The 12,743-nt window shown below is 69.3% G+C and carries 14 protein-coding genes; 2 read left to right on the top strand and 12 right to left on the bottom strand.

Annotation, left to right across the window (positions count from 1 at the left end):
- The 7 genes from CEK66_RS20700 to CEK66_RS17525 all read right to left on the bottom strand — a co-directional run.
- On the bottom strand, nt 1–255 hold a 255-nt coding region (locus CEK66_RS20700), incomplete at its 3' end, for a hypothetical protein (protein ID WP_226978664.1).
- A 180-nt stretch (nt 256–435) separates the two neighbouring features.
- Nucleotides 436–1,524, bottom strand: a complete 1,089-nt coding sequence (locus tag CEK66_RS17550; protein ID WP_152237767.1) for a VacJ family lipoprotein — start codon at nt 1,522–1,524, stop codon at nt 436–438.
- A 3-nt stretch (nt 1,525–1,527) separates the two neighbouring features.
- Nucleotides 1,528–1,845 carry an STAS domain-containing protein gene (locus CEK66_RS17545; RefSeq protein WP_043093981.1) on the bottom strand — a complete coding sequence of 106 codons (318 nt, stop codon included), beginning with the start codon at nt 1,843–1,845 and terminating at the stop codon, nt 1,528–1,530.
- Entirely contained in the window at nt 1,835–2,500 is a 666-nt protein-coding gene (locus CEK66_RS17540) for an ABC transporter substrate-binding protein (protein ID WP_152237766.1), read from the bottom strand. The genes CEK66_RS17545 and CEK66_RS17540 overlap by 11 nt, the downstream gene beginning before the upstream one ends.
- Nucleotides 2,497–3,036 (bottom strand): outer membrane lipid asymmetry maintenance protein MlaD, encoded by a 540-nt coding sequence (gene mlaD, locus CEK66_RS17535; protein ID WP_017909944.1) that lies wholly within the window; start codon nt 3,034–3,036, stop codon nt 2,497–2,499. Before mlaD ends, CEK66_RS17540 begins: the two co-directional genes overlap by 4 nt.
- Nucleotides 3,037–3,139: 103 nt before the next feature.
- Nucleotides 3,140–3,889, bottom strand: coding sequence for an MlaE family lipid ABC transporter permease subunit (locus tag CEK66_RS17530; RefSeq protein ID WP_017909945.1), 750 nt, complete (start codon nt 3,887–3,889; stop codon nt 3,140–3,142).
- Complete coding sequence (locus tag CEK66_RS17525) at nt 3,889–4,680, bottom strand: ATP-binding cassette domain-containing protein (RefSeq protein WP_152237765.1); 792 nt, start codon at nt 4,678–4,680, stop codon at nt 3,889–3,891. The genes CEK66_RS17530 and CEK66_RS17525 overlap by 1 nt, the downstream gene beginning before the upstream one ends.
- A gap of 329 nt (nt 4,681–5,009) precedes the next feature.
- Between CEK66_RS17525 and CEK66_RS17520 the strand changes: the two genes are divergently transcribed.
- Entirely contained in the window at nt 5,010–5,297 is a 288-nt protein-coding gene (locus tag CEK66_RS17520) for a hypothetical protein (RefSeq protein WP_017909947.1), read from the top strand.
- Here the strand turns inward: CEK66_RS17520 and CEK66_RS17515 are convergent.
- From CEK66_RS17515 to CEK66_RS20695, 5 genes are all read right to left on the bottom strand, one after another.
- Nucleotides 5,290–5,859 carry a GNAT family N-acetyltransferase gene (locus CEK66_RS17515; RefSeq protein ID WP_152237768.1) on the bottom strand — a complete coding sequence of 190 codons (570 nt, stop codon included), beginning with the start codon at nt 5,857–5,859 and terminating at the stop codon, nt 5,290–5,292. The two genes, CEK66_RS17520 and CEK66_RS17515, sit on opposite strands and share 8 nt — an antisense overlap.
- 10 nt (nt 5,860–5,869) lie before the next feature.
- A complete protein-coding gene (locus CEK66_RS17510) occupies nt 5,870–6,406 on the bottom strand; it encodes a tail fiber protein (protein WP_017909949.1) in 537 nt (178 codons plus the stop codon).
- Nucleotides 6,407–6,464: 58 nt separating this feature from the next.
- Nucleotides 6,465–6,992 carry a tail fiber protein gene (locus tag CEK66_RS17505; RefSeq protein ID WP_043093987.1) on the bottom strand — a complete coding sequence of 176 codons (528 nt, stop codon included), beginning with the start codon at nt 6,990–6,992 and terminating at the stop codon, nt 6,465–6,467.
- Between the two features lie 68 nt (nt 6,993–7,060).
- The gene (locus CEK66_RS17500) at nt 7,061–7,606 is read right to left on the bottom strand and encodes a tail fiber protein (RefSeq protein WP_043093989.1); all 546 of its coding nucleotides are present in this window, start codon (nt 7,604–7,606) and stop codon (nt 7,061–7,063) included.
- A gap of 51 nt (nt 7,607–7,657) precedes the next feature.
- A complete protein-coding gene (locus CEK66_RS20695; RefSeq protein WP_226978665.1) occupies nt 7,658–8,062 on the bottom strand; it encodes a hypothetical protein in 405 nt (134 codons plus the stop codon).
- Between CEK66_RS20695 and CEK66_RS17495 the strand changes: the two genes are divergently transcribed.
- Entirely contained in the window at nt 7,962–12,575 is a 4,614-nt protein-coding gene (locus CEK66_RS17495) for a putative Ig domain-containing protein (protein ID WP_226978663.1), read from the top strand. The two genes, CEK66_RS20695 and CEK66_RS17495, sit on opposite strands and share 101 nt — an antisense overlap.
- Nucleotides 12,576–12,743 lie beyond the last annotated feature (168 nt).

The raw sequence follows: 12,743 nt of genomic DNA, 5'->3' as shown, positions 1-12,743 counted from the left end.
TAACCAAAAGAAAGCACACCCCGCAGCGCGCCTTCCGCGCTGCGCGCTCCAGGTTCGCAGCCACGACGGGGATTCGCGGAAGGGGCATCCTGCCCCTGCCGCGAACGGCGCACGTCCCTGTGCGCCGCCCTTCGGGTTTTTCCCCGCCGTGGCTGCCGTGCCGAGGGGACCCCGGTAAATCAACAGCCAAAGCAAGAGCAACAGCAACAGCAACAGCCAGAGCAACAGCCAGAGCAACAGCAAGAGCAACAGCAAGAGCAACAGCAAGAGCGAAGCGACGGCACGTCGACGTCCGCTGCAAATATGGCATCACCCGCCGCAATCCAACAGCCATTCCACTCTGCGCTGCTACTACTGTGCGCGATGGCAAAAAAGTTCAGGCACAAAAAACCCGGCCGAAGCCGGGGTTTTCTGTGCTGCCTACGTGCAGGCGACTCAGCGACCGCCGCGCCACTCCGGGACCGGCATCGCATCCACCGGCACCGTCGGATTGGTCTCTTCCTCGCGCAGATAGGCCGGCAGATCGTCGTCCTGACGCTTGTGCCCGCGCATGTCGCTCTCGATCTGATAGTTGCGGCGCTGCAGCCACGCATCGCGGGTCAACTGGTACTCGTCCGGCGCCTGGTCGCGCAGACTGTCCAGCGACAGCAACTGCGCGCGCGTGTCGACCAACTGCAGGCCCTGCAGACCGATGCGCACTCGGTCTTCCTCGATCTGCTGCAGTGGCGACAGCGGCGCGTCGCCGACCAGGCCGAACGCATCGCGCACCGTGCGCGGGCCGAACAACGGCAGTTCCAGGTAACGCGAGCGGCGCCAGCCCCACACACCCAGGGTCTGGCCGAAGTCCTCGCTGCGCCGCGGCAGGTTGGCGTCGGTGGCCGGGTCGAAGATGCCGCCGATGCCCAGCGTGCTGTTGATCAGGAACCGGCTCAGGGTCTGCCCCGCCTGCAGCGGACGGCCCTGCAGCAGCTGGTTGACCATGGTCAGCGGCGAACTGAGGTTGTCGAAGAAGTTGGTCACGCCCAACCGCACCGGCCGCGGCACCACGTTGACGTAGGCGCGTGCCAGCGGCCGCGCCACGCCACGGTCGACCACGTTGTTGAAGGCATGCACCTTGCGGTTGAACTTCTCCCACGGATCGTAGCTCTGCGGTGCAGGCACGCCCTCCGGCAGGGTCGGATCGGCGACCGGGTTGTACGGGTCGCCGCCGTACAGCGCGGCGTAGTCGTCCTCGGCCGAGGTCGGCGTGCCGTTGGCCGACCCGGCGCCCGGGGCAGCACTCGCCGGCGGCATCGCCGCAGGCGCGCTTGCCGATGCCGGCGCGGCGCCGGTGTCCATGCCGGTGGCGCTGTCCGCGGTCGCCGGTGTGGCGTGCGTATCGGGAGCCGCGGCGCTGTCGCCGGCGGCCGGCGCGGTCTGTGCCACCGGCGGCGGTGGCGGCGGCGGCGTGCGCTTGGGCGCGCCAGCGCAGGCGCCCAGGGCGGCGGCCAGGGTCAGGGAGGTAAGGATACGCAGCACGTTCATGTGTCAGCTCGCCGCAGGGGGAGAGTGGAAGTCCAGGGTCGAGGCCAGCCGGTAGGCGGCGCTCAGGTCGGTCAGGCCGGCCGGGGCGCCGTGGATGGCGACCTCGGCCTGGCCCTGGGCACGCAGGCGCGCGGCAAGTTCGGCGAGCAGCGCCAGGCCGGCGCTGTCCACCCGCGAGACGGCCTGCAGGTCCAGCGCGCGTGCGCCCGGCAGCGCGCGCAGCGCTGCCGGCCACAGCGCGGTTGCCGCCGCACGGTCGAGCACGCCGCTCAGCGCGAGCGTGTCGCCGTCGCGGCGCAGCTGCGGCGCATCACTTGCCACTGTTGCCCGCCGGTGCCGCCTGCAGCGTGCCGTTGCGCAGCTCGGCCGCAACCTCGGGGATCGACTTGTTGCGCAGCGGGGTGTCGAACTGGTTGCGGAAGGTCTGCACGTAGGACACGCCCTCGACCATCACGTCGAAGATCTTCCAGCCCGCGCCGGTGTTGCGCAGCAGGTAGTCCACCGGCACCGGGTCGCCGCCGCTGCGCAGCAGCTCGGTGGAGACCTTGACGCCGCGGCCGCCGGGCAGCGGGGTTTCCGACTTCACCCGCACCTGCGGCTTGCCTTCGAAGGTCAGCAGCGAGGTGCCGTAGCGCTGCATCAGGTTGTCGGCCATCGCGTCGCCGAACAGCTTGACGTCGGCGTCTGAGGCGCCGCGGCCGTGCACGCCCAGCACCAGGCGGGCGGCGTAGTCGCGGTCGAAGGACTTGTTCATCTCGCTGTCGATGAACTGGCGCAGCGCGGTCGGGTTGCTCTTGAACTCGCCGCGGCGCTGTTCCAGCGTGGTCAGGATGCGCGTGCTGTTCTCCAGCACCACCTTGCTGGCCGAACCGGCCTGGGTGGCGGCGGCCGGCGCGGCGGCCTGGGCCAGGGCGGCGGAGGGCGCGGCCACGGCCAGCGCGGCGGCGAGAGCGGCGGAAAGCAGTTTGATCGTCATGGCTTGGGTTCCGTTGCGGGCGTGGTGGGGTCGGCCGAGGGTGCGGCAGCGGGTGTTGCGTTCTTGTCGCCGCCGGCGCTGCCGCCGCCGAACATGTACTTGCCGACCAGCTGGATCAGGTCCACCGCCGGCTGGGTGAAGGCGATTTCCTGGCCGGGCTTGAGCGTGTCGGGGTCGCCGCCGGGCTGCAGGCCGACATAGCTCTCGCCCAGCAGGCCACTGGTCAGGATCGCCGCCGAAGTGTCGGCCGGCAGGTCCTTGTACTTGTCGTCGATGGACAGGGTCACCACCGAGTCGAACTTGGTCGGGTCCAGGTCGATCTTGGCGACCTGGCCGATGATGACGCCGCCGATCTTCACCGGCGCCTGCGCACGCAGCTGGCCGATCTGCGAGAAGCGCGCGACCAGATCGTAGCGGTGGCCGCCGAAGCCCCACTGGCGGTTGGTGGAAGCCAGCGCCAGCACCAGCAGCGAGGCCAGGCCCAGCAGCAGGAAGGCGCCGACGGCGAACTCGAGACGGGGACCACGGAGAGCCATAACGTGTCTACCTTGTTGATTCAGCGTGGCCGCGGCGCCAGTGCCGCGACCGGGATGTTGCCGCGGAGCCTGCCGTCGCCGGCCGGTCCCGCGTTGGCGCCGCTCAGCGGAACAGCAGCGCCGACATGACGAAGTTGAACATCAGCACCAGCAGCGAGGCGTTGACCACGGCGCGGGTGGTGGCCACCGAAGTGCCCTCGATGGTCGGCTCGGCATGGAAGCCGACATAGGCCGCCACCAGCGCCGCCGTGCCGCCGAACACCGCCGACTTCAGCATCGCCACGCCGAAGTCGTCCCAGAAATCCACGCTGCTCGACAGCGCCGACCAGAACGTGCCGCGGTCCAGGCCGAGCGCCGCCACCGCCTCGAAATAGCTGGCGCTGATCGCCAGCGAGCAGAAGATGCCGGTCAGCAGCGGCACGGTCAGCACCGCCGCCCAGAAGCGCGGCGCCACCGCCTTGGCCACCGGGTCGATCGCCATCAGCTCCAGCGCCTTGATCTGGTCGGTCGCACGCATCAGGCCGAGCTCGGCGGCGATGGAACTGCCGGCGCGGCCGATGAACAGCAGCGCGGTCAGCACCGGCGCCAGCTCGCGGTACAGCGACAGGCCGAGCAGCGTGGACAGCGCATCGGAGGCGCCATAGGTCTGCAGCGTGCGGTAGCCCTGCAGGGTCAGCACCAGGCCGACGAAGGCGCCGCCCACGGCGATGATCGGCAGCGAACGCGCGCCGACCTTGTAGATCTCGCGGATCAGCTCGGCCAGCAGGTCCCGGGTCGGCAGCGAGCCGCGCAGCACGGTCAGGAAGAACAGCCCGGCACGGCCCAGGGAACGGATCGGGGCAACGATGGCCATCAGGCGGCGCTCCGCGCGCGCTGCGGCGCATCGAACGGGATCGGGCCGTCGGGACGGCCGTGCAGGAACTGCTGCAGCAACGGATCGCTGCTGGCCTGCAGGTCCTGCGGGGTGCCGGCGAAGACCACGCCGCCGTTGGCGATGGCCACGGCCTGGTCGCAGATCGGCAGGGTCTCGTGGACGTGGTGGCTGACGATGATGCTGGTCAGGCCCAGGGTGTGGTTGAGGCGCTGGATCAGGCTCATGATCACGCCGGAGGCGATCGGGTCCAGCCCGGTCAGGGGTTCGTCGTAGATCATCAGCGGCGGGTCCAGGGCCAGTGCCCGCGCCAGCGCCACGCGCCGCGCCATGCCGCCGGACAGCTCGCGCGGCCAGGCGTCGGCAGCGGCCAGCAGGCCCACCGCGTGCAGCTTCAATGCGACCAGCCGCTGCAGCACCGGTTCGGGCAGGCGGGTGTGGGCGCGCAATGGCAGCGCCACGTTCTCGGCCACGCTCAGGTCGGTCAGCAGGCCGTTGCCCTGCAGCAGCACGCCGATGCTCTTGCGCGTCTCGCGCAGCGCACGGCTGCCGCGCGGCAGCGGCTTGCCGAACACCTGCAGCGTCCCCGCGGCCGGCTCCAGTTCGCCGGTCAGCGCCGCCAGCAGCGTGGACTTGCCGCTGCCGGAGGGGCCGAGCACCGCGGTGATGCTGCCGCGCGGCACGCTCAGCGAGACGTCGCGCAGGATCGCCCGGCCGCCGCGGTCGATGCGCACGCCCGACAACTGCACCAGATTGGATTCGGAAGACGCCATCGCGACCTTTAACGAAAATACAACATAGGATCGATCCGTTCGGCTGAACTTAACCGAACTGGCCCGTGCAGTATTGTGGCACCGCGCGGGCCGGTGTGCGCGCCCGCTTCACCCCGTTCATGCAACAGCGTGTCATGCGGCCGCGCATTGGTCGTCGGCGACGCCGCATCGCCTCGGGATGGCCGCCACCGCGCCAGCGCCTCGCAGCTGCACTTGAGGGGTGGACAAAAGGCGGTGTGGACAAATGCCCGCACAGCGCTTGTGCGCGTCGCGACGGCACGCGACGATGCCGGCATGGCGACCGTGCCGAACCACACCTGGAGTCAAGGATGGAGCTGTTGAGCTTGGAACACTTCGCTGGAAGCGTGAACGAGACGTTCTCGGCGCAGTTGAACGAAGGCGAGGTCGCATTCGTGCTGGTCGAGGCGCGGCCGCTGCCGACGCCGCCCGCGGCGCGGCGCGCCCCGTTCTCGCTGCTGTTCCGCAACGGCTCGGCTTTTCTGTTTCCGCAGCAGACCTACCAGATGCGCCATCCGCGCCTGGGCGAGATCGGCATCTTCCTGGTGCCGGTCGCGCGCGAACGCGACGGCTTCCTGTATCAGGCGGTGTTCAACTGACGCGCGCGTCCGGCTTCGTGCCGGCGCCATCCCAGCGCATGGCCAGATGGGTCTGGCCGGCCTCGCCGGCAACGAAGCCCAGCCGCGCGTAGAGCCGCTGCGCTGCGGGATTGGCATGCAGCACGTGCAGCGTCAGTGCGCGCCCATCCGCATGCGCGAGCGCCTGTGCCTGCGCGATCAGTGCGCCGCCGATGCCGTGGCCGCGGCAGTCCGGCAGCAGGCTGATATCGACCAGGACGTGCGGATCCGTGCTGCGGTCCAGATACAGCCGCCCCAGCCGCGCGTGCGCGTCTTCCACGATCAGGAAGTCCGCGCCGGGAAAGTGCTGCAGATAGTGCGCATGCTGCAAGGCAAACTGCTGGTCGAGAAAGGCGCGCTTGGTTTGTTCCGGCCACGGCACCGCGGCCAGTTCGTCGCGGCGCGTACTGGCGTATAGGTCGCGCAGCCAGTCCAGGTCTGCCGAACGCGCCGGCCGCACGCTGATGCCGCGTGCCTGCAGCGCAGCGGGCGCTGCCCACCCGGCGTCCCGTTGCGGAAAGCCGGGCGAGGCGGCGATCGACATCACGCCTGCCTCAGTTGAAGACCGGATAGTTGCCCTGCAAGGCGATGCAGAAGTTCACCGCCAGATACGGCTGCCGGTTCTCGTGCGCCTGGCCGATGCCGGTGGGCATCAACATGGTCGGGGAGAACTGCGTGTTCGGCGCGACGGCCAGGAACGGACGCTCGGTATTCACGTTCAGCGTCGACAGGGCGACACCGCTCGCAGGCGAAGCGGTTTTCTTCGTGCCATCCGGCTGTGAGGCAGCAGTGACCCCGTGCTGGTGCATGGGGATCTGCGTGCTCTGCAGGCTCACCGACGCCGAGCCGAAATTGCTGCCCAGCGTGTGCGGCGTCAGTCCAGGCCCCGCGCCCTGCTGGCAGCCGGCGCGCGTCACGAAATTCGGCAGTTGGAACGTGGTGGTGCCATTGCCGCCGTAGGCCACGCCGAGCAGGGAATACAGCACGGTGTTCTGCGTGATCGGCAGGGTGGCGCCGTTGCACAACGCCCAGCCGTACGGGTTGTAGTCGAAGCCGAACAGCTGGATTTCGCCGATATAGGGTTCGGTCATGAGCGGATTCCTCCGATGAGCGGATGCGTGCCGCGGCCGTGTCGGCGCGGCGCAGAGGTCAGGCCTGTTGCGGGAAGATGCCGGTGGTGGCGATGCAGTACTGCACGGTCAGCGTCGGCATGACGTTGTCGTGCGGTTGGTTGCCGCCAGCGAAGGACGTGCTTTGCGGCGACAGCGCCAGCATCGTGGCGCCGGTGACGTCGCTTGTATAGAACTGGCTCCCGTTGACCGCGGCCGGCAACAGCCCGGCGGGCGCGGTGGTGGTGGCCGCGGCGGTGGTGGCCTGCGCGGTATGCGTGTGTGCCGGCATCTGCAGCTCCGTCAATGTCACCGTCTCGGTGCCTGCGCGCTGGGCGAGCGGGTAGTTGCTCAGGCCCGGTCCCTGACCCTGGTGGATCGGCAGGCGACCACGCAGATCCGGCACGCCGAAGGTGCTGGTGCCGTTGCCGCCGTAGGCAGTGCCGAGCAGGACGTACAACGGTTCGTATTCGGAGATCTGCAGCAGCGAGCCGTCGCACGCCTGCCAGCCCTGGGGCGTACGGCCGAAGCCGAACATGCGGATTTCGCCGATGAAGGGAGTGCCCATGAGATGCTTCCTGGTCGATGAGGCGCCACGCGCACGACTGTGCGCGGCGTGCCCGGATGCGGATGCGCCTAGCTGCGCGAAGGGAAGATGCCGGACAGCGCGATGCAGAAATTGATCGTGGTGTACGGCTGCACGTTCGGATGCGCCTGGCCGCCGCCGCTATTGGCGATGGTGGACTGCGCCAGTGGCACCGTTGCCCCTGGCGCAGCGTACAGCGCGTGCGGAGTTCCAGTAGGGATGTAGTTGTTGGCGAACAGGCGGCCGGTCGGTATGCGGTTGTCACCGTTGGCGCTGCTGCAAGTCATCAGGTGGGTATGCGGGGGCAGGTTGTCGCCTACCAGCGTCACCGTCTCCGCGCCGGCGGCCTGGCCCATCGGCACCGCAGGCGGCTGCCACGCCGGATCGGCCGACGGCCCATAGCCCACCGGCGTGCGCCCGCGCATGTCCGGCAAGCCGAAGGTGGTCTTGCCGTCGCCGCCGAAGCGGGTGCTGAGCAGACTGAACAGGGCCTGGTTCTGATTGATCGGCAGCAATTGCCCGTTGCACTGCGCAAAATATTTTGGCGCAAACGCGAAACCGGTCAGCATGATCTGACCGATGAAGAACTCGCTCATGCGGATCTCCCCCCGGAGTGGATGGCGGCAGACCTCGTGTCTGGCGCCAGACTACTTAATCACGACTTCGGCGACTTGCAAGCGACGATTTCGCTGAACCAGACAGACGTGACGCATTTGTTGCTTTACGCGGCGTCGGATTTGCTGTTCCAATGGCCGCGCGACGCGCACGGCCGATGCTTGCTGGGCCGATGTTCCGCGAAGTCCGAGGCACCAGGATGGCTGCCAGCGCCCATGGGGTGGCGCGTTTTGGGGGAATCGAAATATGTCTACAAAATGCTCCGCATCGAGCGGCGTGCGACGGATGTTGCGTTGGCTGATGGCGCTGCTGTTGATGACGACGTCGCAGGTTTGCATGGCTTTGTACTGCCCGTCGCCTAAAACCGCGACCGTGAACCAGGGCCAATCGGTGACGTTCGACGTCAGCGACTGCGACGGGGACTCGAACGGTGGCATGACCGATCCTCTTGTGCAGCCTGCGCACGGCAGTTTCGTGCTCAGCCAGCAGTCCGGTCCTGGCACACAGACGGTGACCTATACCAACAACGGGGACGGCGCGACCTCGGACTCGTTCTACCTGCTGGACCAGGACAACAACCAGGTCGTCTTCAACATCACCATCAACCCCTCGCGCAGCGCCAGCATCACGGTCTCCCCGTCCAGCGCCAACGAGGACAGCGGCACGCCCTTCGTCTACACGGTGACGCTGAGCTCGACCAACAGTTCGGCGACCACGGTGAACCTGACCCGCAGCGGCACGGCCACCAGCGGGACCGACTACACCGGTGCGGTCAGCAGCGTCGTGGTGCCGGCCAACGCGACGTCCGCCAGCTTCAGCGTCACCCCGGTCACCGATACCACTGTGGAGCCGGACGAGACGGTGATCTTCCAGGTGGCCAACGGTACCGGCTACTCGATCGGCAACCCCTCCAGCGCCACCGGCACCATCCTCAACGACGACCAGCCGGCGCTGTCGGTCAACGACGTGTCGCAGAACGAGGGCAATTCCGGCAACACCGCGTTCACCTTCACCGTCTCGCTCAGCCAGCCGGCCGGCAGTGGCGGGGTCAGCTTCGACATCGCCACCGCCAACGGCACCGCGACCGCGGGCACCGACTACATCTCCTCCAGCGTGAACGGGCTGACCATTCCGGCCGGCAGCAGCAGTGCCACCTTCACCGTGCAGGTGATCGGCGACACGCTCAACGAACCCGACGAAACCTTCTTCGTCAACGTCAGCAACGTCAGCGGCGCCACCGTCGCCGACGGACAGGGCCAGGGCACCATCGTCAACGACGATGCGCAGCCGTCGCTCTCGATCGGCGATGTCAGCGTCATCGAAGGCAACAGCGGCAACACCACGGCGACGTTCACGGTTACCCTCAGCGCCGCCAGCGGCCAAACCGTCATGGTCAACTACGGGACCGCCGACGGCACCGCCACTGCCGGCAGCGACTATGTCGCCACCTCGGGTCCGCTGGCCTTCGCGCCCGGCACCACCGTGCAGAGCATCGCAGTGACGATCATCGGCGACACCACCGTCGAGCCGGACGAGACGTTCACGGTGACCCTGTCCGCTGCCAGCAACGCCACCATCGCCCGCGCCACCGCCACCGGCACGATCCTCAACGACGATGCGGTGGTGACGATCTCGCCGACGTCGCTACCGGCGGCCACCGCCGGCACCAGCTACAGCCAGACCTTGACGGCCAGTGGTGGGACGGCGCCATATGGCTTCGCGATCACCACCGGCACATTGCCGGTGGGCATGCTGCTGAGTTCCGCCGGCGTGCTGACCGGCACGCCCAGCGGCAGCGGCAGCTTCAATTTCACCGTGTCCGCGACCGACAGCGGCGCGTCGCCCATCAGTGGTAGCCGTGCCTATACGTTGACGGTGGCTGCGCCAACCGTGACGCTGCCGGCGACGACCCTGCCCAACGGCACCGCCGGCCAGGCCTACAGCGCGGCGATCACCCAGGCCAGCGGCGGCATCGCGCCGTACACCTATGCCGTCACGGCCGGCGCCTTGCCGGCAGGCGTGACCGTCAACAGTGCGACCGGTGCGCTCAGCGGCACGCCCACCGTGACCGGCAATTTCAGCTTCACCCTGGTCGCGACCGACAGTACCTCCGGAACGCCGGGCCAGGCGTCGCGCAGCTATACGCTGGCGATCGTGGCGCCGACCTTGACCGTCGCCCCGTCCACCCTGCCGTCCGGGACCGCGGGCACCGCCTACAGCCAGACGTTGAGCACCAGCGGCGGGACGGCGCCCTACACCTACGCGCTCAGCTCCGGTGCCTTGCCTGCGGGCCTGAGCCTGAGCAGTGCCGGTGTCCTATCCGGCACCCCGACCGTGGCCGGCAGTTTCACCTTCGTCGTCGGCGTCACCGATGCCGGCAGTTTCGGCGGCTCGCACGCCTACACCCTGTCCATCGCCTCGCCGACCCTGGCCATCACCCCGCCGACGTTGCCGGCAGCGGCGATCAACGCCAGCTACAGCCAGGCGCTGAGCACCAGCGGCGGCACCGCACCGTACAGCTATGTGCTCAACGCCGGCGCCTTGCCGAGCGGGATGAGCCTGAGCGCGGGCGGCGTGCTGTCCGGTACGCCGACCACGGCCGGCAACTTCGCGTTCACCGTGGGCGTTACCGACGCCAACGCCTTCACTGCGGCGCAGGCGTTCACCCTGACGGTGGCCTCTCCGACGCTGACGCTGTCGCCGCCGGCGCTGCCGGCCGGCACCGCGGGCAGCGCCTACAGTCAGGCGCTCAGCGCCACCGGCGGTACCGCGCCCTACAGCTACAGCCTCGCTACCGGCGCGTTGCCGGCCGGGCTGAGCCTGAGCGCGGCCGGCGTGCTGTCCGGTACCCCGACCCAGGCGGGCAGTTTCGTCTTCACCGCCACCGTCACCGACAGCACCGCCGGCGTCCCCGGCCAGGCCAGCCGCAGCTACACGCTGAGCATCGCGGCGCCGACCCTGACTCCGGGGCAGCCGACCTTGCCTGCCGGCACCGCGGGCACCGCGTACAACCAGACCCTGAGCACCAGCGGCGGCACCGCACCGTACAGCTACAGCGTGGTCAGCGGCGCGCTGCCGACCGGGCTGAGCCTGACCCCGGCGGGCGTGCTGTCCGGCACGCCGAGCGCGGCCGGCAGCTTCGCCTTCAGCATCAAGGTGAGCGACGCCAACGGCTTCTCGGCCACGCAGGCCTACACCCTGACCATCGCCTCGGCGGTGCCGGCACCGGTGGCGGCGAACGACACCGGCGCCACCCTCGTGGATACCGCGCTGACCCTGGCGGTCACCGGCAACGACACCGGCAGCATCGACAGCATCGCCATCGCCACCGCGCCCAGCCACGGCACCGCGACCGTCGATGGCGTGCGCCTGGTGTACACGCCGGCGCCGGGCTACGTGGGCGTGGACAGCGTGCACTACACCGCCATCGGCGCCGGCGGCAGTTCGGCCCCGGCCGTGGTCACCATCACCGTCAACGCCCGCCCCATCGCGGTGTCGGTGACGGTGCCGGCGGTGACCGGGCAGACGCAGACCCTGGACGTCACCCGCGACGCCACCGGCGGTCCGTTCGTGGCGGCCGCCGTGGTCGCGGTGCTGCCGGCCAACGCCGGTACCGCGACGATCACCCGCGCGGCCGCCAGGGCCGCCGGCGTGCCGACCGCGGCCGCGGACGACGGCCCGGGCTTCATACTGACCTTCGTGCCGAACCCGGCCTTCTCCGGCAACGCCACGGTGCGCTTCACCCTGTCTAATGCATACGCGACCTCGGCCGCGGCGGACATCGTGTTCGTGATCGCGCCGCGCCGGGATCCGACCCAGGATGCGCAGGTGCGTGGTCTGATCGACGCGCAGGCCGAGTCGACCCGGCGCTTCGCCAAGGCGCAGATCGACAACTTCCAGCGCCGCCTGGAGGCGACCCACCGGGGTGCGCGCGGCTTCGACAACGGCGTGAGCTTCCAGGCCAGCTCGCAGTGCCGCCAGCGCGACCGCACGCTGCAGAGCGATCGCAACCTGGACGCGCAAGCGTGCGACCCGGCCAACCGCGACCTGCGCGACGGCGCCATGGACGGCGGCGCCGACACCGCGTCGGCGGCACCACGCGATGCCACTGCGGCAGGCGATCTGGGCCTGTGGGTGGGTGGTGCGATCCGCTCCGGCAGCCTGGACAGGCAGTCGCAGCGCGCCGGCGTGGATTTCCAGACCGATGGCCTGAGCCTGGGCGCCGATTACCGCGTCTCCTCGTCCTTCGCATTGGGCGCGGGCGTGGGCTTCGGCCGCGACGACAGCGATGTCGGCCGCGACGGCAGCCGCAGCAAGTCGACCGCGTACACGCTGGCGCTGTATGCCAGCTATCACCCGGGCCAGACGCTGTTCTTCGACACCCTGGTCGGCTACCAGTTGCTGTCCTACGACCTGCGCCGCTACGTCACCGACAACGGCGCCCTGGCCGAAGGCGACCGCAGCGGCCACCAGTGGATCGCGTCGCTGTCGGCCGGTGCCGATCTGCAGCGCGGCGATTGGCAGATCACCCCGTACGCGCGGGTGGATGCCGCGCGCGCCACGCTGGACGCCTACAGCGAAGCGGCGATGGCGCCGTATGCGCTGCGCTACGAGGACATGGACGTGGCCACCACCACCGGCAACCTCGGCCTGCGCCTGGAATGGCGCCGGCAGATGACCTGGGGACGGCTGACGCCGCAGTTCCGGCTCGAGTACCAGCACGACTTCCAGGGCCGCGGCGACGCCACGCTGGGCTATGCCGACATCGTCGGCGGCACCCTGTACCGCACCGGGCAGAGCGTGTACGACCGCAACCGGCTGATGCTGGGCGTGGGCGTGGTGTTCAGCACCGACCAGGGCCTGTCCACGCGCGTGGAGTACCGCGGCGTGACCGACGGCGACAGCGGCAGCGACCAGACCTGGATGTTCAACGTCGAGAAGAAGTACTGACGCTTTGAGCCCCTCTCCCCCCGGGAGAGGGGTTGGGGAGAGGGTCCGGCGCGCAGCGACGCGCGATGTTCGGGTGCACCAGGCTGGCGCCCGTACCCTCATCCGGCCCTTCGGGCCACCTTCTCCCGAGGGGAGAAGGGAGCGGCTAGCCCCTCTCCCCCGGGAGAG

The organism is Xanthomonas sp. LMG 12460 (assembly GCF_009192895.1).
GTDB lineage: Bacteria > Pseudomonadota > Gammaproteobacteria > Xanthomonadales > Xanthomonadaceae > Xanthomonas_A > Xanthomonas_A sontii.
This window is presented reverse-complemented; position numbering and strand designations above follow the sequence as displayed.

Bases quoted from the DNA above. Each gene is read 5' to 3' on its own strand.
- CEK66_RS17550 (WP_152237767.1), bottom strand. From the start codon at position 1,524: ATGAACGTGCTGCGTATCCTTACCTCCCTGACCCTGGCCGCCGCCCTG.
- CEK66_RS17540 (WP_152237766.1), bottom strand. From the start codon at position 2,500: ATGACGATCAAACTGCTTTCCGCCGCTCTCGCCGCCGCGCTGGCCGTG.
- mlaD (WP_017909944.1), bottom strand. From the start codon at position 3,036: ATGGCTCTCCGTGGTCCCCGTCTCGAGTTCGCCGTCGGCGCCTTCCTG.
- CEK66_RS17530 (WP_017909945.1), bottom strand. From the start codon at position 3,889: ATGGCCATCGTTGCCCCGATCCGTTCCCTGGGCCGTGCCGGGCTGTTC.
- CEK66_RS17525 (WP_152237765.1), bottom strand. From the start codon at position 4,680: ATGGCGTCTTCCGAATCCAATCTGGTGCAGTTGTCGGGCGTGCGCATC.
- CEK66_RS17520 (WP_017909947.1), top strand. From the start codon at position 5,010: ATGGAGCTGTTGAGCTTGGAACACTTCGCTGGAAGCGTGAACGAGACG.
- CEK66_RS17515 (WP_152237768.1), bottom strand. From the start codon at position 5,859: ATGTCGATCGCCGCCTCGCCCGGCTTTCCGCAACGGGACGCCGGGTGG.
- CEK66_RS17510 (WP_017909949.1), bottom strand. From the start codon at position 6,406: ATGACCGAACCCTATATCGGCGAAATCCAGCTGTTCGGCTTCGACTAC.
- CEK66_RS17505 (WP_043093987.1), bottom strand. From the start codon at position 6,992: ATGGGCACTCCCTTCATCGGCGAAATCCGCATGTTCGGCTTCGGCCGT.
- CEK66_RS17500 (WP_043093989.1), bottom strand. From the start codon at position 7,606: ATGAGCGAGTTCTTCATCGGTCAGATCATGCTGACCGGTTTCGCGTTT.
- CEK66_RS17495 (WP_226978663.1), top strand. From the start codon at position 7,962: ATGGCTTTGTACTGCCCGTCGCCTAAAACCGCGACCGTGAACCAGGGC.
- CEK66_RS20695 (WP_226978665.1), bottom strand. From the start codon at position 8,062: ATGCCACCGTTCGAGTCCCCGTCGCAGTCGCTGACGTCGAACGTCACC.